Origin of the sequence: Marivivens niveibacter (assembly GCF_002150005.2) — a bacterium.
Taxonomy (GTDB): Bacteria; Pseudomonadota; Alphaproteobacteria; order Rhodobacterales; family Rhodobacteraceae; genus Marivivens; species Marivivens niveibacter.
On sequence record NZ_MSPP01000005.1, the window covers coordinates 202,430 to 224,542 of the forward strand.

Sequence of the window (22,113 nt, forward strand, 5' to 3'; positions counted from 1 at the left end):
GAGAGTTACTCTGCTGCGGAAACTTTCGGCGGGTGACCGTCGTGGGTTTCCATGTAGCCTTCGATGCTGGCTTCTAGGTCTGCCATGTTCTGGCCGCCTGCCATCAGGTCGGTGATTTCTTCGCGGGACTTTTCGCCCTTGCGGAAATCAGCTGCGATAGCGCCGCGGATCAGAACCGCAAAGTGGTCACCAACGGTCATCGCGTGCATCACTTGGTGGGTGATGAAGATAACAGCCAGACCGCGTTTCTTCGCTTCGTTCACGATGCGCAGAACGTGCGCCGCCTGTTTCACACCCAGTGCCGCAGTCGGTTCGTCCAAGATCAGAACGCGTGCACCGAAATACACAGCGCGCGCAATCGCCAGCGACTGACGCTCACCGCCCGACAGACCGCCAACCAGACGGTCGCCGTCGGTGATGCGGGTGATGCCCATTTTCTGGACTTCTTCCACAGCGATTTTGTTCGCGGTTTTGCGGTCAAAGACTTTGAACGGACCAAAGCCTTTGGTCGGCTCTTCGCCCATGAAGAAGTTACGACCAACCGACATCAGCGGATAAGTGCCGCCGAACTGGTGCACGGTTGCGATACCGCGGTTCTGCGCATCCTTCGGACCCGAGAATTTGACCGGCTGACCATCGACCAGAACTTCGCCGCGGGTCGGTGCATGCACACCTGCCAGCGTTTTAATCAGGGTCGATTTACCGGCGCCGTTATCGCCCAGCAGACACAGAACTTCGCCAGCTTTCACCTTCAGCGAGATTTCGTGCAAAACGTCAATCGGGCCAAAGCTTTTGTCGACGTTACGTAGTTCAATTACAGGAGTGTCAGACATAACTTATCCCTTTTTCTTGGTCGACGCATTGGTCGCCAGTTTGCGGAATGTGTCGTTCATCAGAACAGCGATCAGCAGTAGAACACCGATGAACAGCATGTTCAGGTCTTTATCAAAGCTGGTAAAGTTGATGCCTTGGAACACGATACCAAAGGTTAGCGTGCCAAAGAATGTGCCGGTCACAGTACCGAAACCACCCGTCAACAACACGCCACCGACAACCACACAGATGATGCTGTTAAAGATCATACCAAACTGCGTCGTGGTCGAAGCAGAGTTTGCAAGCACGCCTTCGGTGACGCCCACCAATGCAGCAGCCATAGCAGACAGCATGAACAGCGCGATTTTCAAACCGTTGGTCGGGATACCTGCGTTGCGTGCGGATTCTTGATCGCCACCCATCGCAAAGATCCAGTTACCCCACGGGGAAACGTGCAGGATGTAAAAGCAGACGATGCTGAAAACGATCCAGATAAAGAAAGAGCTTTGAAGGCTGCGGAAGATAGTGAAGCTGTTTTCGCCTTCGCCGATGATCCACGAATGGTAGTCGCCAAGGATGAATTCGGAAACGATACCCGCGTCAGGAACCGAGTGCTGGGTCGTGCCTGCGATCTGTTTCGAAAGATAAGCATTCAAACCCGCAATAACGAACAAGGTCGCCAACGTCACAATCAGTGACGGCACCTGTGTTCGTGTCACAAGCATCCCGTTAACCCAGCCGATCATACCAGCAACAACCATAGTGAACCCGACTGCGAACCAAATGTTCATGCCAAATTGGTTCGTCGCCATGGCCATGACGATACCACCCGCAGGGATCATCGCACCGACAGAAATATCCAATTCACCCGCGATCATCAGGAACCCAACAGGGATCGCGATGATGCCGACTTTGGAAGCAAAGTTAAGCCAAGTGGACGATCCAAGTGGCGTCAGAAAGTTTTTATCCCAGCCAAAGTAGCTGAAGAAAATGAATACCAGAATGAAACCGGCTGCAGCACCGGCCTCTGGACGTCGTAACAGGCCCAATAGCGAAAAGCCGCTGCCCCCTGTGGATTTTTCGTTATTCGATGTGTCGGCCATTTGGCTTGTCTCCAAGTGTCGAATGTTCTGCCCGTTGTCCCAGTACGCGGGCAAATTAAATGCGCGGCCACTGTTGAAACGGTGGCCGCGCGGTTTGGTTCAGCTAATGATTAGCGTGCGCCCAGTGCTGCGCCTGCTTCAACGACGGAAACGTTGCTTGCGTCGATGATAGCTGGGCCAGTCAGAACTGGATCGGTTGCGATTTCGGTGCCGAATTTCAGGTTAGCGAACAGCATCGAAGTCGCCAGGAAGCCCTGCAGGTATGGCTGTTGGTCGATTGCCATGGTCTGCTGACCTGCTGCGATACGCTCTAGCGTCGCGGTCGAGAAGTCGAATGCACCGATTTTCAGGTCCAGACCGGTCTGTTCAACAGCGTTTGCTGCTGCAGCTGCACCAAAGTCTGCGCAAGAGATCAGAGCGTCGATCGAGCTGTCGCCGATCAGTTCTGCTTTGAATGCCTCTGCGGTACCGGTTACGTCACCGTCCAGGTTTGGCGGGGTCGAGATGGTGGTTACTTTAACGCCGTGCTCTGCTGCGCCGTCGGTTACACCTTGGCAACGCTGTTCTAGGTTGATCGCACCAGGCATCTGGATGTGGCACAGAATGTGGGTCGCGCCCTGCTCTGCCATGTATGCGCCGCCGCCGAAGCCTGCTGCGTATTCATCCGAACCAAAGTAGTTCACTGCGTTGATTTCGTCTTTGACTGGCAGACCCGAGTTGTACTGCATGATGGTGATGCCTTCAGCGGCAGCAGCTTGCAGAGCTGGGATCTGTGCATCTGGAACCCAAACTGGGATCGCGATACCGTCAACGCCCTGTGCAACAGCTTGGTTGATCAGGGTTACCAGATCTGGACCAAAGTTTTCGTAGTTCTGGGTGCGCAGATACTGAACGGTACCACCGTTTGCTTCGACCATGTGGGTCGCGTCATCAACGCCTTTTTTGATTTTGTCCATGAACGCGTCTTCGATCGAACCCGCGATCACGGCGATGTCCTGCGCCATTGCGCCGGATGCCAGAACCATTGCAGTCGATGCTGCTGCGACCAGTTTGGTGAATTTCATGTTCGTTTCCTCCCTATTGAAGCTGCATTTCGTGCAGCCCGAACATTTCGATGCTGTCTTGGCCACTGGCCAATTCAGTTAATTCATTTACCTAAGGGAAATGAACAACTCATAGTTGTGTCATTCGTATAGGCCCAAGGAGTATTTGGTCGAAAAAGGTGACGTTCGCGCAAATCCTGCTTACGCAAGATATTCTGTCTACGTCCAAACCGCAGAGCGATCAGACTGATCGAAATGCGTTCGGCGCAACGGATACGAAATTGTTTGTCTCCTCCTGTCGGTTGCGGCATTTCGCCCTCCTCAAGGCACCGCTGTTGACGAAAGAAAATTGACAGATTGACGTGGAACGGATCAAGACTGTTCAAATCTGTTTCAAAAAATGACCTCAAAAAGTTTCATTTGAAGTTGATATTGAGACAAATTGAAGGAGGAGGAGACATGGGAACGCGACCAACTATCCGCGATTTGGCCAATGCCGCAGGTGTATCTGTTTCAACCGTGAACAGAGTCATCAACCAACCTGAATCAGTGAGAAAACCGACTCGGGATCGGGTCCTGCACGCAGCCGAGACAATCGGCTTTTACGGGCTGGGATCCATTGAAAACGCTATAAAAAAATCGCGTGAAACACATCGCTTGGGTGTTCTTTTGCAACAGGCAGACCGCGTTTTTTATTCCAACTTGGGCAAAGCGTTGGAAGAGGCCGCCAGGGTTTATCACGACGCTGGAATCGACCTACAGTTGGAATATCTCAGCGACCTTAGCCCCGAAACCGTCGCGGCGCGTATCAGGTCGCTTGGCACACAATGCGATTCGATGGCAGTTGTTGCTGCAGAACATCCCAGAGTGTCCGAAGCGATTGATTTCGTCCAAGATCGCGGAACACCCGTTACCGCAATGATCGCACCATTGTCTGCAAAATCCGATGTCGGTTTTGTTGGTTGGAACAATTGGAAAGTCGGTCGAACAGCCGCGTGGGGTTTTCACAAAATGTGCAAAGGCCCTAGCGAAATTGGCATTCTCGTAGGTAACCCCCGCTATAGGAACCAGGAACTAAACGAAATCGGATTCCGGTCCTATTTCCGCGAATATGGCAGCGGCTTCAAATTGCTGGAACCACGTTTGACGTTAGAAAGCCTGGCCATCGCGAAAGAAATCACGCTGGAGTTGCTGCATGAAAATCCGAACCTAGGCGGATTATTTGTGTCTGGCGGCGGCATAACTGGCGCGATCGAAGCGATCCGTGAATTCAATCCGGGTCCAGATTTCGTAACAATCGGCTATGAATTATTCGCTGCGACCCGCGAAGGTCTGATTGACGGCGCGCTGACAATGGCCATTTGTCACCCGATTGATGCATTTGCCCGTCAAACGATCAGCAACCTTGTGGCAGCTAAAAAACAGCATTCGGATGCTGGGGCAATCACGACCTATCTGAACTTTGAAATCTACACGTCACAGAACGTTTAACGGAGGAAACGATGGCCAATCGTCCAACCACCAAAGACGTTGCCGCCGCCGCAGGCGTGAGTGTCACAACCGTTGATCGCGCAATCAATGGCCGTAGCAAAGTGTCCGAGGATACCTTGCAACGCATTGCGGATGCCGCGCATAAAGTCGGCTATCACGGACACGGTAGCCTATTGAGCCGATTGACAAAATCAGTCCCGTGTCGACGTTTGGGCGTTGTTTTGGTCAAAGGAAAGCAAGAGTTTTATCAAAACTTTGCGCACGAATTGGCAACCGCGATGCGGCTGCAACCCAACGTCCGAGGCGAGACGGTCGTTAGATTTGTGTCATCGCAATCGCCCGATGATTTCACAGCCGCGATCGAGGACCTAACCGACAAAGTTGACATGATTGCCTGTGTTGCAATCAACCACCCCAAACTAGATCAAGTCATTCAAAATGCTGCCGACCAAGGCGTGCCAGTCGTCACATTATTGAACGATACCGCTCAGAATATCCGCAAATATTATCTAGGCCTCAACAACATGCGTGCAGGTAGAACCGCGGCGTGGATGTTGACACAGACCATTCACACACCCGGAAAGCTCGCTGTATTTGTAGGTGGGAATCGATGGCACGGGCATGACCTGCGCGAGGCAGGATTTCGGTCCTTTATCCGCGCCGAAGCCCCCGAATTTACCGTGCTGGATACATTGGTTAATCTAGAAACGCGGCAAATTACATATGAAGCCACGTTGGATCTACTGCATCGCCACCCTGATCTGGCTGGAATTTGCGTTGCTGGCGGCGGAATGGAAGGCGCAATCGCGGCGCTAAGGGAAACGCGCAATGCAGGCGAGGTGCGTCTGGTCGTGAACGAACTGACTGATACAACGCGCCGCGCGTTGGCCGATGGGTACGTTCAAATGATTATTGCTACGCCGCTCCGTGAACTATGCGCGGAGCTGGCGTCTATCGTTGCTGGCACATATGATGGCGGCACAGGTCAGCACTTTCTGGAACCAAGGGTTTACCTGCCTGAAATGCTGTAATTACGTCATTCCCAATGACCGCATTGCGTCATGTATGACGTTAAATGCGAGCGCTCAAATTGACCTGCGCATCTAGTTTCAGACAGCCTACCAAACATGGTTCACAACCGAACCAAAGGAGGAGGATAGATGAAAAGAGCTCTGAATCAGATGACTGCGCCTCATCTGAGCTTTACTGAGTTTGTAGAATTGGCTGCAAACTTGGGTTGCGTCGGGATCGAAGCCCGCAATGACATGGACAGCTTGGGGCGTCCCTTATTCGACGGTATAGACGCAGCCGACGCCGGCGAATTGGTCCGCGCAAAGGGGCTCCGATTATTGGGGCTGAGCCAAGTCTACCCTTTTAACTCTTGGGATGACCAACGACGCAGCGAAGTCGAAAATCTGATTTCGATTGCTCAAAAAGCTGGCGCTGAAACCATCAGCCTCATTCCCCGTAACGATGGCGCGGGCTGTGCGAATGGTGAACGCCAGGCCAATCTGCGCATCGCGCTAAAGGAAATTTATCCGATGCTCAAAGACGCCAATATGGTGGCTTTGGTCGAACCTTTGGGTTTCACTCAATCGTCGCTTCGTAAAAAGTCCGAACTGGTCGATACGATCGACACGCTGCACCTTGGCGACCGGTTCAAAATTGTCCACGACACTTTCCATCACACGCTGGCGCATGAAACGGAATATTTCCCTAGTGCGACGGGTATCGTGCATATTTCAGGTGTGTCAGACCCCGCACCAACAACAGTGCAGATGACCGATGCACATCGCATATTAGTCGATCGCAACGATCGATTGTCAAACATTGCCCAGATCAAAGACTTGATCGCATCTGGTTACGATGGGGCATTTTCGTACGAATGTTTTTCGCCAGAAACACAGAACATGGCCAACCTGGAAACGGCGTTGGCTGAAAGTTTCGATCACATCGAAGCTGAATTAAATCGCTAAAGAGGGAATAGTTATGAAATTAGGTCTAGTTGGTTATGGCTTTGGCGGCCGCGTTTTCCATGAACCTTTCATTGATGCCGCCGACGGGGTCGAAGTTGCTGCCGTTGTTGCCCGTTCTCCTGACAAAATCGCACAAATCAATGAACGCCTGCCAGATGTACCCGTATTTGCATCACTGACCGAACTCATTGATGCGAAAATCGTCGACATGGTGACAATCACAACTCCGCCTGAAACCCATAAACCCCTTGCCCTAGAGGCGATCAACGCAGGCCTGCACGTTATTTGCGACAAACCATTTGCGCCAACTTTGGACGATGCGCGCGAAATGGCGCAAGCTGCCAAAGATAATGGGGTGTTGCTAAACGTCTTTCATAACCGCCGCTGGGATACTGATTTCAGAACCGCGAAGCATCTGATCGATACAGGGCAGCTGGGTGATATTTGGCGCGTTCACAATCGGATGGATTTCGATGACTGGGTTACACTCGAGGTCGGTCCGGGTGGTGGTTTGCTGCGGGATTTGGGTAGCCATGTGATCGACCAAATGTTGTTCCAATTTGGCCCAGCCGCTGCGGTTGATGCACAAGTTGAATATGTTGACCTGCCCGGTGGAACTACGGACGCTAGTTTTGTCGTTCATGTGCGGCACAAAAGCGGCGTTCATTCCTACATCAGCGCGTCTAAAATCAATTACTTTACCGAACGCGAGATCCGCGTTTACGGATCCAAAGGATGCTTTGTGGTAAATGGCACCGACGTTCAGGCCGGCGCTGCAATCAACGGAAAACGCCCTGCGGATGACCCAGAAAACTGGGGCATAGAACCCAAAGAGGCATGGGGCACACTGTACACCGAAGGAAAGGCCGAAACAGTTCCTTCTGTGCAATCACGTATCTATGATTTGTATACGCAATTCGCGCATGACGCCCAAACCGGTGGCAAAGGGCCTGTCCCAATTGAAACGGCGATCCACACCGTCGCCGTTCTGGATGCCGCCAGAGCGGCCGCACGCACAGGCAAAACCGTTATCCTAGAATAACGTTCCTTTATCTGTTCAGCGCGACCAATAAAGCGTTTAAATTAAGTGCGGGCAGCCATCGACTTTGCCCGCACTTCTGATCCCTGCACTCTCAGATTATGGGGCAATGCAGCCGTCAGAACCGTATCCACATCTGTCGGTTTAAAATCAGGCAGAATCCGACCAAATTTTTCGCCGCATAAGGTGTGGTTTGTGGTCCATAAATAACGCATTTCGCTCAATTCGCGTGCCATTTCCCAGACCGGCGATAACAAGGTAAATAGAGGCCAAGGGAACCGCGTATATTTTAACGGGCGACCTAAAATCCGCTCCAATCCCTGTTTGATGTCTTCAGCGGAAAAATCGTTTCCCGGAAATGGAATATCTTCAAATGCTGCCAGCTCTGCCCGTTTTTCGGCAAGATCAACAGCGGCGCGGGCCCAATCAGGTAAATAACACATCGCTTGTCGCGTTTGAGTTGGGCCTGGCAAAGTGACTTTGCCCTTTTGAATCGAACGCAGATAAATCATCGACATGACGCAACCATCGCGGTTGGGGTCGATGAAATTGCCCGCTCGCAAAACAATCGTACGAACTCCGCTGGCCTTATAGGCTTTCTCCATTTCTAACCGAATGCGGCCTTTGCGGCTGACTGGGTTCGGCGCGGTCTGTTCCGACCAAACGCCCGGCGTGTCACCGAAATGATAAACGTTACCAGGAATTATAACCGTGGATCCGCTGTGTTTCGCAGCGCGTATGACATCGGCGGTGAACTTTGGAACGATGTTTTCCCAGTCATGATAATTTGGGGGATTAAACCCATTTACAATCACATCGGCGCCTCGCGCCGCAGTCATCAAATCGTCGGTCGAACGGTTAAATTTACGGACGTTCCAACCTGCATCTTTAAACGCTTTGGCGCTGTGAACCCCGATTTTTCCAGAGCTCCCTAGGATCAAAACTGTCTTGCTCATGACACCCTCTATTGCTGTGTGAGCAAAAGATGGTACGTTCACATATGCATTGAAATTTCCCAAATCTGTTTAAAAGGTATGCATTATTGAATGGATAATCCGATAGATCAGTTAGATTGGAGCTATCTAAAGTCCTTTGTCGCGGTGGCTGAAACCGGATCACTCACAGCCGCAGCACAGCGATTGGGTCAAAGCCAGCCGACAATTGGGCGTCATATCAAAGCCGCCGAAGACATGTTTGGCGCAGCGCTATTCAAACGGGAACTACGCGGCCTATCGCTAACTGAATTTGGTTTATCCGTGCTTGAACCAGCCAAACAAATGGCGGAACAGGCCGCACGACTACAGAACATCGCGACTGGCCTCGACCAAGGCATTTCGGGAACGGTTCGCATTACCGCAAGCATGGTTATGTCGCACTATGTTCTGCCAGAAATTATCGCAAATATACGCAGATCAGAGCCACACATCGAAATCGAATTGGTCCCTTCTGATGCCACCGAAAATCTCTTATTCCGCGAAGCCGACATCGCCATCCGCATGTACCGGCCAAAGCAGCTAGACATCGTTGCCCAACACATCGCCGATCAGGAAATGGCATTATATGCCTCAAACGAATTGATTAATCGGTACGGCCAACCGTCAACAATGGACGAGCTAAGCAAGCTACCTTTCGTCGGCTTCGACAAATCCGACACGTTGATCAAACTGATGCGCGATTTGGGCTGGCCAATTGATCGACATTTTTTTGGTGTGCGATGCGATGATCAAGCAGCACATTGGAATCTGGTTCGGTCGGGCTGCGGGGTTGGCGGCATGCAAACATCTGTCGGAGATCACGATGACCGCGTTTGCCGAATAACATACCAACCGCCCCTGCCAAAATTGCCCATATGGATTGCAGCAACTGACGCCCTGCGCAGAAATTTACGGATTAGGCGGGTCTGGGATATGTTGGTAGATGGGTTGCAGGCCGCAGCGCGATCATAAAACAGGCGACACGAGGCGAAAAATTCCCTCGACCAATTTCGCAAACTTACCAGCCTTAGGCATCCCAACTTTTGAAGATTCCCGCTGTTGCGCAAACCAGTGTTTCAGTGATTGCACGGATGTATCATCATAACAAAACAAGATGTTTTCGAAATTCAACAACAACGATCGTACATCAAAATTGGCCGACCCGACCCAGCCCGAGTGATCCACCAGACCCGCCTTGGCGTGCTGCATTCCGTTTTGAAACAGGTATACTTTGGCTCCAGCCTCTTGCAGATCGCGCAGGTACAATCCCCGCGCAAAATCCGTCATGCGATGGTTGGATTTTTCTGGTACGAAAATACGAACATCAACGCCTCTTTTCGCGGCGCTTAACAAACCATGCTGCATCGCACTGGTCGGGATGAAATAGGGCGTCGCAATCCAAACACGTTGATTGGCGCGATAGATCGCAGTCAATAACCCGTCATGAAACGGATCCTCATCCACGTCAGGTCCAGAAGGAACCAACTGCAATTGGGCTGTACCCGTATTTCCAATATGTCGCGGCTGTGGCGTTTGGGGCTGTTCGGGATCCCAATCCGCATCGAACAGATCAACATAGGATTGGACCACAGGCCCTGATGCGCAGAAACTAAGATCATGCCACCGATCCATTTGTGCGGTTAGATATTCAGCCCCAATATTACGTCCGCCTGACCACAGATATTTGCCGTCCGCGATAACCATTTTCCTGTGATTTCGCAGATTGATGTTCCCTGTAGCAGGATGATGAAAGAACGGTAGGAAATACCGGACCTCACCACCCGCGCGGGTCAATTGCGCAATTTGCTTGGACGGCCGCCTCATCGATCCCAGCCAATCCAGGTTCAACCTAACAGCAACACCCTGTTCGGCTTTTTCGGTCAAGCGGTCCACAAATTCACGGCCCAAGGCATCATTTTGCAAAATGTAAAATAGCGCATCAATTCGAGTCTCTGCACCATCCAACATATCGAACAAAGACGTCCGAGCCGTGTCGGCATCGCTATGCAGGTCTAAGGAATTCGCACCTGTCGCAATCGATGCGCCCAGCTGTCGCAAATTATCTGAAAGCGGCGTGCTAATTCGATCCTGCGGTTCAGGCTCTGCGAATTTAACTTTCGAAAATTTCGACCCTTTTTTGCGAAACCCGAGCACCATGAAAACCGGCAAGGTCACGTAAGGCACTAATACGATCGCCAAAATCCAAGCAATTGCGGACTGCGGCGTCCGACGTTGCTGCAAAACCGTCACGACCGCCGCGACCGCAACGACAATGCCGAAAACGATCAAAAAATGGGAAAAAGTCAAAGACATTGGGGCGCCGATCAAAATATCCATCTAGTGGAAACGTAGTGCTTTTATGACCGAAATGAACATAAACAGCCAAGAAAGAGGCACTCCTTCACTCTTGATCGCCACGCAAATCGATATCAGCGCGTAAAATGAAATATTTTACATCATTTATTGCATGACGTTTCATCCACTGCGCAGCTTCGACTGATTGAATTGAAACAAAAACGGGTGCGAAGGACGCTTAGATATTTGCAGGTGTGATAATTTCGAATGGAACAGTGCACTGAATGGTCGATTGCGGTGTCTGAGAATTTACTGAATCGATCATCGTTTGCACTAAGGCTTCGGTTGTTTGGCGCATAGGATGACACAGAGCTGCGGTGATCAAACCTTCTGATAGGCCTTTACGTGTCTCTGGACCGATATCACGGCAAATTAGTTTGATGTTTTTACGTCTTTCAACTGGTGCCTGACGAAGCGCGCGCAGCACGCCAGAGATGCCACCACCAACGATAAAGATCCCAACCACATCGTCTGTCGTGTCCAACAATTCCCGCACCATCTGATACGCGTTGTCCGAAATTTCATGGGTCGGACGACTGTTTTCAACCGTCAAATTCGGAGCATTTTCGCGGACAAATGACCTAAAGCTCGCATCAGCGGTATCCTGACATTGATACCGGTGATTGCCCTGAAAAATAGCTATGCGGCCTTCAGGCGGGACCATGTTGGTGATCAGCCATGCAGCAGTTCGGCCCAACTTCCAATTGTCGGTTCCAACAAAGGCGGCCCGCTCTGGCGCGGACTGATCAGTGATATAAGTGACAACAGGTTTTCCGGCCTCTTTTAGATCGCGAATGGTTTGCCCGATTAACGGGTGATCTGCGGCAATAATGGCCACTGCATCACAGTGCTCACCTAATACTTTCAACCGTTGCGCAATATTTTCAGGCGTCAAAAGGTCAACAAAGTCAACGACAGGTTCAACCACATCAAGGGGTCGTTCGTGGCACACAGTCCGGATCATTTGGGCGAACAACTGATACAACTCTCGCGTCGATTGTTGCATCAAGAACCCCAAACGATAAGTCGGCGCATTCTTTTTGATCTGCGTCTCGATCGTGCCCAACCCATAAAAACCGATTCTCTCGGCGGCGGCTTGCACCTGCTGCGCGGTCGTAGCTTTGACCTGCGTGGACCCTGCAAGGATGCGGTTGACGGTGGACACCGAAACTCCGGATTCCTTTGCCAAGTCTGTAATCGTTGGCCTTTTCATATTTCCTCCCATTTGTCTCTCAAATTGAATGACATAAAATGAGATGAAATCAACACAAAAATGATATTCTTATTTTCAAAACTTCGCGCAAAAATTAACACTACCCTCACTTAACACGCCCTCGGAGGAGTCGAGGGCAAGGGAGGATTACAAATGAAATTGACCAATCGTTTCGTTGCTTCTGCAACGGCTACTATCGTTGCTGCTTGCGTCGCAGGTTCCGCTATGGCTGCAGACATCTATGTCATCGGCGGCAAGCCAGACGATCCATTCTGGTCGCGCGTCAAAAAAGGCGCAGAGGACGCAGGCGTTGTTGCTGAATCCCAAGGCGGTTCGGTTACTTGGCTTGGCCCACAGAACTACGACAACCTAGGCCCAGACGCAGCAGAGCTGATCCGTCAGGCAATCGACCAAGGCGCAGACGCAATCGTTGGCCCTGATTGGGTTCCAGAAGCAATGGACCCAGCATTCGAAGCCGTTGTCGAAGCAGGCATCCCACTGGTTATCTACAACGCTGGTGGTCTGGAAGCTGCAGACAAACTGGGCGCTCTGAACTACGTCGGTGCAGTTGACTACAAATCCGGTTACGCTGCTGGCGAATACCAGGGCAACGCAGGCAACCTGAACGGCGCATGTGTAAACACACTGCCAGGTGCTGCAAACATCGAAGCATTCTGTGACGGCTTCAACGCTGGTATCGAATCTGTCGGTGGCACCGGTTCCGTTCTTCAGCTGCCAGCAACCTCGTTCGGCGACGCAACCGCAGTTGCTCAGGCTGTTCGCGCTCACCTGCTGCAGAACCCAGAAATCAACGCTCTGTTCGCAATCGGCGACGCTGACACCAACGCAGCAGTTTCCGGCATCCAGCAAGCAGGCAAATCTGGCGAAGTCAGCATCTGCGGCATGAACTTCAACGAGTCGATCCTGGCAAACATCCAGGCTGGCACTCAAGCGTGCGCAATCGATCAGCAAGGTTACCAGCAAGGTTTCTTTGCAGTGTCGATCCTGAACAACTACGTCAACTACGGCGTAACCATTCCAACCCGCGAAATCCTGACCGGCCCAGGCATCATCGATGCTTCGAACGTCGAACTGGTAATCGAGGGTGTTAAAGCGGGCGCTCGCTAATCCCAACTCCTCCTACCGAGCAGGCTTCGGCTTGCTCGGTTCCTAAAGCAGGACACGGGCAAATGCCCGTGTGCCGTCTTTAGTCGATCCGCCACGAAATAATGCAACGGCGGCTAATCCCCATCAAACAGGAAGTGTTTCGATGACAACTCAAAGCAGCGAACAAGCGAGTGGATTTTCGCTTGGGTCACTTATACGCAGACCCGAAACTGGGTCATTAATCGGTTTTATCGTAGTTTATGTTTTCTTTGCCATCTTGGGCGGTGCGGTTTTCCTTGGCGCGCCTGGTTGGTCAAGCTGGCTGAACATCGCAGCCGAAGTCGGCATCATCGCATTGCCCGTCGGTCTTCTGATGATTTCGGGTGAATTCGACATGTCCGTCGGTTCAGTCGTACCTGCCTCATCCATGATGGCAGCTGTCCTAAGCGGTCACTACGAACTACCTGCTTTGGTTGGTATTCTGGGCGGTCTGGGCGTTGGTCTGCTGGTCGGTTTTGTAAACGGCCTGATTGTGACCCGCACAACGATCCCTTCGCTGATTGCGACCATCGGTATGATGTTCGCCGTTATGGGACTGACTTTGGGCCTTGCTGTTTTGGTCAAAGGTTCGACCAGCGTTTCATACGTTCCTGACGCAACATCGAAACAGCTGTTGGGCACATTCATCGGCGGAATGTTCAACGTATCTATTTTCTGGTGGGTTGGCTTTGTCGCGATTTATTTCTTTGTCCTGCACCTTTCCCCATTGGGAAGCTGGATTTTCGCCATCGGCGGCGATCGCGAAAGTGCGCGTAACGCGGGCATTCCGACGAACAAACTTACCATCACTTTGTTTATGGCCTCTGGCTTTGGCGCGGCATTTGTCGGCATTGCACAGGTCATGACCTATCAAGCTGCACAGGTTGCTGGTGGTCAGTCGTTCATCTTCAACTCGATCATGTGCGTTGTCATCGGCGGCGTCCTGCTGACCGGGGGTGCAGGTTCTGTGATCGGCATTTTGCTGGGTACCATGACATTTGCTGTCGTGAACCAAGGTATCTTCTTTGCTTCGCTGGATCCGAACGTTGGTTCGATCATCATCGGTGCGCTGTTGCTGGCGGCTGTTCTTTCGAACGACACCTTCCGCGCGCTGGCCATGAACTACGCAACTAAGAAAAAGTAGGACGCGACAATGGATATCATGACTATTCTTCGCCGCCCTGCTGCGGCATCCGTGATCAGCCTGATAGGCGTTCTGTTGTTCTACATCGTTTTTGGTGGTGTTGATCTGGGTAAACTTAGCGGCGCAGCCAGCTGGGTTAACTACGCAGCGCGTATCGGCATCGTAGCTTTGCCAGTGGCATTACTGATGATTTCGGGCGAAATCGACATTTCGATTGGCGCGATGATCCCTGCAGGCGCTATGACCACTGCAATCATTGCAGGTCACTACGAACTACCAATGATTTTTGCCATCCTTGGCGCATTGACCATCGGTGTAGTTGTTGGACTGTTTAACGGCATACTTGCGGTACGCACCAGCGTTCCGACCCTGATCATCACCTTGGGCACTCTGGTTGCAATGCAAGGTATTGTATTGGCAGGATCCAAGTTGCTGACAGGTGGCGCTTCGGTTCCTTTGACCGCGCCTGGCTGGGCGAAAACCATCTTTGGTGATTTCATCTGGGGCGGCAGCCACCAAGTCGTCATCATCTGGTGGCTGATCCTAGCGGTCGTATTCTGGTTCATCATGCACCAAAGCAAATACGGCAACTGGATTTTCGCTATGGGCGGCGACAAAGTATCGGCCCGTAACGCAGGTATCCCCGTCGACCGTATTACGATCCTGTTGTTTGTAGGCACAGCCACTGCGGCATCCTTTGTCGGCATGTGCCACGCGATCCTGTTCAACTCTGCTCAGGTATCGGGTGGCATGAACGACATCTTCAACATCATCGTTAGCGTGGTTGTAGGCGGCGTCCTGCTCACCGGCGGCTTTGGATCCATCGTGGGCGTTTTCATCGGCACCCTAACCTTTGCCATCGTGATCAAAGGCATCGATTTCACATCGATCGACCGAAACTGGGCCAACCTGATCATCGGCGTCATGCTTCTTTTGGCTGTGGGTATGAATGAAACCTTCCGCAAAAAAGCAATGACCGCTGCCACCAAGAAAAAGAAAGGCTGAAACAATGTCTGACACTCCTGTAATTGAACTACGTAACGTCGACAAAAGCTTTGGCCCGATTGACGTTTTGCACGAAATCTCGCTGAAGGTAAAAGCTGGCGAAGTTCTGTGTCTGCTGGGCGATAACGGCGCTGGTAAATCGACCCTGATTAAAACGCTGGCAGGTGTACACGCACCGACCCGCGGCGAAGTTCTGGTCGACGGTGAGCCGGTCAAATTTTCGGGTCCGAAAGACGCACAGAACCGCGGTATCGCAACCGTGCACCAGTTTGGCGGCACCTATCCGCTGATGTCGGTTGGCCGTAACTTTTTCATGGGCGAAGAGCCGACCAAAGGCTTTGGTCCGTTCAAAGTATTCGACCGCAAAACCGCGAACAAAATCGCTGTGGAAGAAGTCCAGAAAATGGGCATCACCCGCATCACCGATGGCGACCGTCTGGTTGGCGGCCTGTCGGGCGGTGAACGTCAGTCGCTGGCAATTGCCCGCGCGGTGTATTTCGGCGCGCGCGTACTGATCCTGGACGAGCCGACTGCGGCACTGGGCGTGAAACAGGCAGCACACGTTCTGCGCATCGTGAACGAGGCGAAAAAGCGCGGTCTGGCTGTGATCTTTATCACTCACCAAGTGATGCACGCGATGACCGTTGGCGACCACTTTGCGGTTCTGATCCGCGGCGCCATCGCAGCTGATTTCCGTAAAGGCGAAAAGTCCCGCGAAGAAATCACCGACCTGATGGCAGGCGGCCAGAACATGGCAGACCTAGAAGCCAGCATCGAAGGCTACATGGAAACCCACGACGGCCATCCGCCAAAAGTTTCCGCTGACTAAGACAATTCTGCGCCGCTTAGGAGGTAAGCGGCGCACCCCGAACACCCCTTGGAGGATTTAGGTATGAAAATCGCCCTCGACCCGTTTATGCACCGCCATCTAAGCCTAGAAGAGCTGCCATCGAAGGTAGCAGAGCTGGGCTATGAATGGATCGAACTTTCGCCACGCGCGGATTTTCTTGAGTGGTTCAAAGCCCCTCGCGTCTATCCTGACCGCCTGAAGTCGTTCAAAAAGTCGCTGAAAGACAGCGGCGTGGGCATTTCGTCCCTGCTGCCGATGTACCGCTGGGCTTCGAACGATGAAAACGAACGTCAGGCTGCTGTGCGTCACTGGAAGCGCGCTATCGAAATCGCTGTCGAACTAGAAGTCGACGTGATGAATTCTGAATTCGGTCGCGGCCCACACCCAGACAAAGGCGGCTGCTATTGCTGCCACACCGGCGCGATGATCGAAACCTGCGAAGACGCATGGTGGCGTTCGATGGAAGAGCTGGTTCCTGTCTTTGAACGCGAAGGCATCAACCTGCACATCGAACCACACCCCGAAGACTGGGTCGAAGAGCTGAAACCAGCTGCTGACCTGATCCGTACCGTGAATTCGAAAAACGTCAAATTCCTATACTGCGCGCCGCACACTTTCTACTTTGGTGATGACACCAAAGAAATGCTGCGTGAATGCGCGGACGTTCTGGCGCACGTACACGTGGCTGACACCTTTAACCACAAGGCGTCTTCGGGTCTGCGCTACATCTTGAACCCTCCGGGCACCAACGCACGTATCCACCAGCACTTGGACATCGGTCAGGGCGAAGTGCCTTGGGACGATTTCTTCTCGACCCTGGCTGAAATCGGCTTTGACGGCATCATGACCGCCTGCGTTTTCGCATGGGAAGACCGCATGGATGAATCCGGCACCTTTATGCGCTCTGAAATGCAGCGCTACGTCGATAAATATTTCAAGAAGTGAGCGCAGCAATGTCCCTTAAAGTAGGTGTAATCGGCACTGGTATGATCGGGCAGGATCACATCCGCCGCCTAACCCAAGTGCTGTCTGGTGTCGAAGTCGTTGCGGTGAATGACATCGCAATGGACCGCGCCGAATCCGCTGCGCCAGCAGGCGCAAAAGTGTTCGAAACCCCGCAGGAATTGATCAACGACGAAAACGTAGATGCGATCGTTATTTGTTCTTGGGGTCCGGCACACGAAGAGCAGCTGCTGGCCTGTATCGCTGCGGGCAAACCAGTGTTCTGTGAAAAGCCATTGGTGACCAGTGCCGAGTCCGCAATCCGCGTGATGGAGGCAGAGGTCGCTTATGGCAAACGTCTGGTTCAGGTTGGGTTCATGCGCCGTTTCGACGCTGACTATCGCCGCCTAAAGACGGTTCTGGATAGTGGCGCATTGGGCGCTCCGCTGATGTACAAATCCGTTCACCGCAATGCGTCGGTGCCTGAGGGGCTGTATACTTCGGACATGCCGTTGAATGACACGCTAGTGCACGATGCGGATATTTCGCGTTGGTTGCTGGACGACGAAATCACGGGCGTTGAAGTCCGCGTTCCACGTCGTTCGACACGTGGCAATGATCTGCGCGACCCCGTGATGGTCATGCTGCACATGTCATCTGGCGTAATAGTGGACGTCGAGATTTCGGTAAACGTGGCTTATGGCTATGACATCCGCGGCGAACTGTCCTGTGAAACAGGCATCGCAGCGCTGCCAAACCGCCCAGCAACTGTCATCACCGATCAGTTTGGCATCCGTCAGGCAATTCCAGAGGATTGGCGCGAACGCTTTATCGAAGCATATGACCAGGAATTCCGTGAATGGATCGCTGCGGCGTCGGCTGGCACAGCGACAGGCCCGACAACTTGGGACGGTTACACATCGACCTTGGTTGCGGACGCAGCTTTGCGCGCAGTGGACAGCGGCAAGCTAGAAAAAATCGAAATGATTGAAAAACCTGCGTTGTACTCCGCGGTAGAAAAAATCGCGGCTGAATAAGCGCTCATTGTTAGGGAAGAGACAATGATCAACGGTGAACGTACAATCCAGCGCCCAATGCGCTGGGGTATGGTGGGGGGAGGCCGCACCGGTCAGGTGGGGTATAAACACCGTACGGGCGCACTGCGTGATGGAACGTACCAGCTGGTTGCTGGTGCGTTCGACCTAGACGCAGAGCGTGGTCGCGATTTTGGCACGAACCTCGGCGTTGCCGAGGATCGCTGCTATGCGACGTATCAAGATCTGATCGCGGGCGAAAAAGACCGTGAAGACGGTGTTGATGTTGTTTCGGTGGCGACACCGAACTTCACCCACTTTGAAATCACTAAGGCTCTACTAGAGGCCGGCATTCATGTTATCTGTGAAAAACCGTTGTTTTTCACGGTCGAGGAATGCGAAGTCGTTGCCAAATTGGCGGCGGAGAAGAACCTGATCGTCGGTGTAACCTATGGTTTTACGGGTCACCCGTTGGTTCATCAAATGGCTGCAATGGTCGCCAAGGGCATGTTGGGCGATATCCGCATCGTGGACATGCAATACACACACGGTTTCAACGCAGGTGATGACACCGATGCGGGCGAAGCTGTCAAATGGCGCACAAACCCAGCAACTGCTGGCAACACCTTTGTTCTAGGCGATATTGGTACCCACCTATACTATCTGTCCGAAGTTGTTCTGCCACATTTGAAGGTGGAAAAACTGCTGTGTGACCGCACAGCGTTCATTCCATCGCGTGCCCCGCTAGAGGATCACGCGACAGTCCTGATGCACTACGACAATGGTGCACGCGGACGTTTGTGGGTCAGCTCGGTTGATGCTGGCAACATGGGATCGCAAAAGTATCGCTTTGTCGGCTCCAAAGCGTCGGTCACATGGTCGGACAGCCGCCCTGATCAGTTAATCTATCAGGTTCAGGGCGAACCCGAGCAGATTATGCATCACGGCATGCCGTATCTAGAAGACGAAAGCCTAGCCGCTGACCGTATGGGTGCATTGCACACCGAAGGTTTGGGCGACAGCTGGTCAAACATCTATCTTTGGATCGCTCAGGCCATCGACGCGAAAATGCGCGGCGACGAAGAGTTCCTAAAGACACACCACTATCCAGGCATCGAAGCAGGCACCGAAGGTGTTCGTTGGCTGGAAAACTGTGTGCGTTCGGCTGATGCCGGCGCTGCATGGATCGATTTTGAATAACGTTTCGTAGGAATAGCGACATGAAACTATCAATCTGCACTGACGTCATGGGCGATCTGTCGTTCACTGACATGCTGGACAAATGCGTCGAACTGGGCGTTGAAGGCATCGAAATGACCGGCGGTGGCTGGTCCAAGGGCCCTCACTTCCGCGCTGACGAGCTGCTGGCGGACAAAGGCCTGCTGAAACAAAAGTTGGCCGAAATCGAAGCTCGCGGTCTGCAAATCGCAGCACTGAACTGTTCGGCGAACCCGCTGGACCCAGGTGCAATGGGCGAACGCCACCTGAAAGAGATGAAAGAAACCATCACTCTGGCTGGCGAAATCGGCGTTGAAACCATCGTCACCATGTCCGGTCTGCCAGAGGCAGCACCCGGCGACACCGTTCCAAACTGGCTGGTTTACACCAAATCCTGGCCTGACGAGATGCCAGAGCGCGACCGTTACCAGTGGGAAGACCGCGCTTTCCCTCTATGGCACGATCTGGTCGATTTCGGCAAAAAAGCAGGCATCAAACGCTACGCTCTGGAAAACTTCTCGGCCATGCTGGTCTGGAACCCAGAGACCCTGTTCCGCCTGCGCAACGAAGTCGGCGAAATGGTTGGTATGAACCTAGACCCATCGCACTTGATGTGGATGGGCGCAGAGCCAATCGCATCCGCACGCGCATTGGGTTCGGCTATTCACCACTGCCACGGCAAAGACACCCGCATCGAACGCGGCCTGTGTGATGTCAACGGCCTGCTGGAACTGAAAGAAGTTACCGACGTCGCAAACCGTTCGTGGAACTATGTCGCTGTTGGCGCTGGCCGCGATCTGCAGTGGTGGAAAGAGTTCTTCTCGGTTGTTGGCATGTGTGGCTACAACGGTTGGGTTTCGCTGGAAATGGAAGATTTCACCATGTCCACCGAAGCAGGCATTCAGTCGTCCATCGACGCACTAAAAGCGACAATCATTCGCTAACGTCAGGGGGTGGGGCAAGTGTATAAATTCATCATTACGATCGATCTAAAGCCGGGCACGCGTGACAAAATTCTTGCGCAAGCTCCCATAGCGCAAGCCGCTACGCGCGCCGAAGAAGGCTGCATCGCGTATGACTTTTACACCTGCACTGACAACCCTGATCGACTTGTCTTTGTTGAATTGTGGGCGGATCAAGCCGCCCACGATTTTCACATGGAACAAGACCACACCAAAACGTTCATCGCGTTTCATGAACAGTTTCATGAACGCTTGACGTTCGAAACGATCAACGTCGCCTCTCAGTCGGAGTGACCAGTGACACCCTCCTCCTCCCTCACTGTCACTTGTGCTCCGTGCTGTTGGGGCGTCGATGACGTTACCAATCCACACCTGCCCCCTTGGGAAAAGGTGTTGGACGAAGCTGCGGCCGCCGGTTTCGGCGGTTTAGAGTTGGGCCCCTATGGCTACATGCCGTTGGATGACAAACGCGTTTCGGCTGCACTGGAAAAACGACGCTTGTCGATCGTAGCTGGTACAATTTTTGATGATTTGGTCTCTGCTGACAATCATTACAATTTGATTAGGCAGACCCGTGAAATTTGCGGGCTAATCACAAAACTGAACAAACCGCGGCGCCACAAAGGCCAACGCTATAATGCCCCCTATCTGACCGTGATGGATTGGGGTCACGACGAAAGAGATTTTGCAGCGGGTCACTCCGACCGCGCACCTCGCTTGTCTGACGCTAATTGGGCGCAAATGATGACCAATATTCGTGCCATTGCGACCATCGCAAAAGACGAATTTGGCGTTCGCGCGACGATCCATCCACACGCTGGCGGCTACATTGAATTCGCGGATGAACTGGCACGGCTGGTTGCCGAAATCGACGCTGAAACCGCTGGTCTTTGCCTTGATACCGGCCACATGGCGTATTCAGGAATGGATCCCGTAACGACGCTAGATCAGTATTGGGACCGCGTTGATTATATCCACTTCAAAGACATAGACCCCGTTATTTATGACCAAGTCATGTCGCAACACATCCGTTTTTTCGATGCCTGTGCTGCAGGCGTCATGTGCCCTATCGGCAAGGGCAATATCGACTACCCCGCCATCCGTTCGTTCCTGACGAAAAAGGGATACGGGGGATACATCACCATCGAACAGGAACGCGATCCGCGCAATACGGGCTCTATTTTAGATGACCTGAGCACCTCGCGGGCCTTTCTCAAGAACACAGGTTTTTAGAACATGACCAAAGACATTGACGTAATTACGATCGGTCGAGCTGGGGTTGATTTGTATGGCTCCCAGATTGGTGGGCGTTTGGAGGACATGGGGTCCTTTGAGAAGTATATTGGCGGCTCGCCGACGAATATCGCGTGCGGTACGTCCCGTTTGGGTCTGCAGACTGCGCTGATCACCCGTGTTGGCGACGAACACATGGGCCGTTTCATCCGCGAACAGCTGGTCCGCGAAGGCGTGAACGTCGAAGGCGTTGTCACCGATCCAGAGCGTCTGACTGCGCTGGTGATTTTGGGCATCCGCGATGAAGAACAGTTCCCGCTGATTTTCTACCGCGAGAATTGCGCTGACATGGCGCTGTGCGAAGACGACATTGACCCTGCGTTCATCAAACGCGCGCGGTCGGTTGTTGCGACGGGCACCCACCTGTCGAACCCACAGACCGAAGCGGCGACGATCAAGGCGCTGAAACTGGCGCGTGAATTCGGTGCGCGCACTGCGCTGGACATCGATTACCGTCCGAACCTGTGGGGCGTTGCGGGCCACGGCGACGGCGAAAGCCGCTTTGTCGAAAG

Annotated in this window: 22 protein-coding genes; 16 read left to right on the forward strand and 6 right to left on the reverse strand. The window is 52.7% G+C overall.

What is annotated here, in order from left to right:
- Positions 1-5 precede the first annotated feature (5 nt).
- The 3 genes from BVC71_RS13670 to BVC71_RS13680 form a co-directional block, all read right to left on the reverse strand.
- Entirely contained in the window at positions 6-833 is an 828-nt protein-coding gene (locus BVC71_RS13670) for an ATP-binding cassette domain-containing protein (protein ID WP_086452246.1), read from the reverse strand.
- A gap of 3 nt (positions 834-836) precedes the next feature.
- Complete coding sequence (locus BVC71_RS13675) at positions 837-1,916, reverse strand: ABC transporter permease (RefSeq protein WP_086452247.1); 1,080 nt, start codon at positions 1,914-1,916, stop codon at positions 837-839.
- Between the two features lie 110 nt (positions 1,917-2,026).
- Entirely contained in the window at positions 2,027-2,980 is a 954-nt protein-coding gene (locus BVC71_RS13680) for a substrate-binding domain-containing protein (protein WP_086452248.1), read from the reverse strand.
- A gap of 438 nt (positions 2,981-3,418) precedes the next feature.
- Between BVC71_RS13680 and BVC71_RS13685 the strand changes: the two genes are divergently transcribed.
- The 4 genes from BVC71_RS13685 to BVC71_RS13700 all read left to right on the forward strand — a co-directional run bounded on the left by BVC71_RS13685 (position 3,419) and on the right by BVC71_RS13700 (position 7,468).
- Positions 3,419-4,450, forward strand: a complete 1,032-nt coding sequence (locus BVC71_RS13685) for a LacI family DNA-binding transcriptional regulator (RefSeq protein ID WP_086452249.1) — start codon at positions 3,419-3,421, stop codon at positions 4,448-4,450.
- An 11-nt stretch (positions 4,451-4,461) separates the two neighbouring features.
- A complete protein-coding gene (locus BVC71_RS13690; protein ID WP_086452250.1) occupies positions 4,462-5,481 on the forward strand; it encodes a LacI family DNA-binding transcriptional regulator in 1,020 nt (339 codons plus the stop codon).
- A 129-nt stretch (positions 5,482-5,610) separates the two neighbouring features.
- A complete protein-coding gene (locus tag BVC71_RS13695; protein WP_086452251.1) occupies positions 5,611-6,426 on the forward strand; it encodes a TIM barrel protein in 816 nt (271 codons plus the stop codon).
- Between the two features lie 13 nt (positions 6,427-6,439).
- Positions 6,440-7,468 (forward strand): Gfo/Idh/MocA family protein, encoded by a 1,029-nt coding sequence (locus BVC71_RS13700; protein ID WP_205905982.1) that lies wholly within the window; start codon positions 6,440-6,442, stop codon positions 7,466-7,468.
- A gap of 41 nt (positions 7,469-7,509) precedes the next feature.
- Here the strand turns inward: BVC71_RS13700 and BVC71_RS13705 are convergent, their stop codons facing one another.
- Positions 7,510-8,421, reverse strand: coding sequence for a Rossmann-fold NAD(P)-binding domain-containing protein (locus BVC71_RS13705; protein WP_086452253.1), 912 nt, complete (start codon positions 8,419-8,421; stop codon positions 7,510-7,512).
- 90 nt (positions 8,422-8,511) lie between these two features.
- On the opposite strand from BVC71_RS13705, the gene BVC71_RS13710 reads away from it, so the two are divergent.
- A complete protein-coding gene (locus BVC71_RS13710; protein WP_086452254.1) occupies positions 8,512-9,411 on the forward strand; it encodes a LysR family transcriptional regulator in 900 nt (299 codons plus the stop codon).
- Here the strand turns inward: BVC71_RS13710 and BVC71_RS13715 are convergent.
- Together BVC71_RS13715 and BVC71_RS13720 are read right to left on the reverse strand one after the other, a co-directional pair.
- Entirely contained in the window at positions 9,406-10,752 is a 1,347-nt protein-coding gene (locus BVC71_RS13715) for a phospholipase D-like domain-containing protein (protein ID WP_165767778.1), read from the reverse strand. The genes BVC71_RS13710 and BVC71_RS13715 overlap by 6 nt on opposite strands.
- 220 nt (positions 10,753-10,972) lie before the next feature.
- Positions 10,973-12,007, reverse strand: coding sequence for a LacI family DNA-binding transcriptional regulator (locus tag BVC71_RS13720; protein ID WP_086452256.1), 1,035 nt, complete (start codon positions 12,005-12,007; stop codon positions 10,973-10,975).
- Between the two features lie 153 nt (positions 12,008-12,160).
- On the opposite strand from BVC71_RS13720, the gene BVC71_RS13725 reads away from it, so the two are divergent.
- The 11 genes from BVC71_RS13725 to BVC71_RS13775 all read left to right on the forward strand — a co-directional run.
- A complete protein-coding gene (locus BVC71_RS13725) occupies positions 12,161-13,135 on the forward strand; it encodes a substrate-binding domain-containing protein (protein ID WP_086452257.1) in 975 nt (324 codons plus the stop codon).
- 142 nt (positions 13,136-13,277) lie between these two features.
- Positions 13,278-14,297 (forward strand): ABC transporter permease, encoded by a 1,020-nt coding sequence (locus tag BVC71_RS13730; RefSeq protein ID WP_086452258.1) that lies wholly within the window; start codon positions 13,278-13,280, stop codon positions 14,295-14,297.
- 9 nt (positions 14,298-14,306) lie between these two features.
- Positions 14,307-15,302, forward strand: coding sequence for an ABC transporter permease (locus BVC71_RS13735; RefSeq protein ID WP_086452259.1), 996 nt, complete (start codon positions 14,307-14,309; stop codon positions 15,300-15,302).
- A gap of 4 nt (positions 15,303-15,306) precedes the next feature.
- A complete protein-coding gene (locus tag BVC71_RS13740) occupies positions 15,307-16,131 on the forward strand; it encodes an ATP-binding cassette domain-containing protein (RefSeq protein ID WP_086452260.1) in 825 nt (274 codons plus the stop codon).
- A gap of 63 nt (positions 16,132-16,194) precedes the next feature.
- The gene (locus BVC71_RS13745) at positions 16,195-17,097 is read left to right on the forward strand and encodes a sugar phosphate isomerase/epimerase family protein (RefSeq protein WP_086452261.1); all 903 of its coding nucleotides are present in this window, start codon (positions 16,195-16,197) and stop codon (positions 17,095-17,097) included.
- Between the two features lie 8 nt (positions 17,098-17,105).
- Positions 17,106-18,131, forward strand: coding sequence for a Gfo/Idh/MocA family oxidoreductase (locus BVC71_RS13750; RefSeq protein ID WP_086452262.1), 1,026 nt, complete (start codon positions 17,106-17,108; stop codon positions 18,129-18,131).
- Positions 18,132-18,155: 24 nt separating this feature from the next.
- Positions 18,156-19,328 carry a Gfo/Idh/MocA family protein gene (locus tag BVC71_RS13755; protein WP_086452263.1) on the forward strand — a complete coding sequence of 391 codons (1,173 nt, stop codon included), beginning with the start codon at positions 18,156-18,158 and terminating at the stop codon, positions 19,326-19,328.
- 20 nt (positions 19,329-19,348) lie between these two features.
- Positions 19,349-20,290: a sugar phosphate isomerase/epimerase family protein gene (locus BVC71_RS13760; protein ID WP_086452264.1), complete on the forward strand. Its 942-nt coding sequence runs from the start codon at positions 19,349-19,351 to the stop codon at positions 20,288-20,290.
- An 18-nt stretch (positions 20,291-20,308) separates the two neighbouring features.
- Positions 20,309-20,602, forward strand: coding sequence for a putative quinol monooxygenase (locus BVC71_RS13765; RefSeq protein WP_165767779.1), 294 nt, complete (start codon positions 20,309-20,311; stop codon positions 20,600-20,602).
- 3 nt (positions 20,603-20,605) lie between these two features.
- Positions 20,606-21,541: a TIM barrel protein gene (locus BVC71_RS13770; protein WP_086452265.1), complete on the forward strand. Its 936-nt coding sequence runs from the start codon at positions 20,606-20,608 to the stop codon at positions 21,539-21,541.
- 3 nt (positions 21,542-21,544) lie between these two features.
- Positions 21,545-22,113: PfkB family carbohydrate kinase (locus BVC71_RS13775; protein WP_240516863.1), on the forward strand; the 569-nt coding region annotated here is incomplete at its 3' end.

Bases quoted from the DNA above. Each gene is read 5' to 3' on its own strand.
- BVC71_RS13670 (WP_086452246.1), bottom strand. From the start codon at position 833: ATGTCTGACACTCCTGTAATTGAACTACGTAACGTCGACAAAAGCTTT.
- BVC71_RS13675 (WP_086452247.1), bottom strand. From the start codon at position 1,916: ATGGCCGACACATCGAATAACGAAAAATCCACAGGGGGCAGCGGCTTT.
- BVC71_RS13680 (WP_086452248.1), bottom strand. From the start codon at position 2,980: ATGAAATTCACCAAACTGGTCGCAGCAGCATCGACTGCAATGGTTCTG.
- BVC71_RS13685 (WP_086452249.1), top strand. From the start codon at position 3,419: ATGGGAACGCGACCAACTATCCGCGATTTGGCCAATGCCGCAGGTGTA.
- BVC71_RS13690 (WP_086452250.1), top strand. From the start codon at position 4,462: ATGGCCAATCGTCCAACCACCAAAGACGTTGCCGCCGCCGCAGGCGTG.
- BVC71_RS13695 (WP_086452251.1), top strand. From the start codon at position 5,611: ATGAAAAGAGCTCTGAATCAGATGACTGCGCCTCATCTGAGCTTTACT.
- BVC71_RS13700 (WP_205905982.1), top strand. From the start codon at position 6,440: ATGAAATTAGGTCTAGTTGGTTATGGCTTTGGCGGCCGCGTTTTCCAT.
- BVC71_RS13705 (WP_086452253.1), bottom strand. From the start codon at position 8,421: ATGAGCAAGACAGTTTTGATCCTAGGGAGCTCTGGAAAAATCGGGGTT.
- BVC71_RS13710 (WP_086452254.1), top strand. From the start codon at position 8,512: ATGGATAATCCGATAGATCAGTTAGATTGGAGCTATCTAAAGTCCTTT.
- BVC71_RS13715 (WP_165767778.1), bottom strand. From the start codon at position 10,752: ATGTCTTTGACTTTTTCCCATTTTTTGATCGTTTTCGGCATTGTCGTT.
- BVC71_RS13720 (WP_086452256.1), bottom strand. From the start codon at position 12,007: ATGAAAAGGCCAACGATTACAGACTTGGCAAAGGAATCCGGAGTTTCG.
- BVC71_RS13725 (WP_086452257.1), top strand. From the start codon at position 12,161: ATGAAATTGACCAATCGTTTCGTTGCTTCTGCAACGGCTACTATCGTT.
- BVC71_RS13730 (WP_086452258.1), top strand. From the start codon at position 13,278: ATGACAACTCAAAGCAGCGAACAAGCGAGTGGATTTTCGCTTGGGTCA.
- BVC71_RS13735 (WP_086452259.1), top strand. From the start codon at position 14,307: ATGGATATCATGACTATTCTTCGCCGCCCTGCTGCGGCATCCGTGATC.
- BVC71_RS13740 (WP_086452260.1), top strand. From the start codon at position 15,307: ATGTCTGACACTCCTGTAATTGAACTACGTAACGTCGACAAAAGCTTT.
- BVC71_RS13745 (WP_086452261.1), top strand. From the start codon at position 16,195: ATGAAAATCGCCCTCGACCCGTTTATGCACCGCCATCTAAGCCTAGAA.
- BVC71_RS13750 (WP_086452262.1), top strand. From the start codon at position 17,106: ATGTCCCTTAAAGTAGGTGTAATCGGCACTGGTATGATCGGGCAGGAT.
- BVC71_RS13755 (WP_086452263.1), top strand. From the start codon at position 18,156: ATGATCAACGGTGAACGTACAATCCAGCGCCCAATGCGCTGGGGTATG.
- BVC71_RS13760 (WP_086452264.1), top strand. From the start codon at position 19,349: ATGAAACTATCAATCTGCACTGACGTCATGGGCGATCTGTCGTTCACT.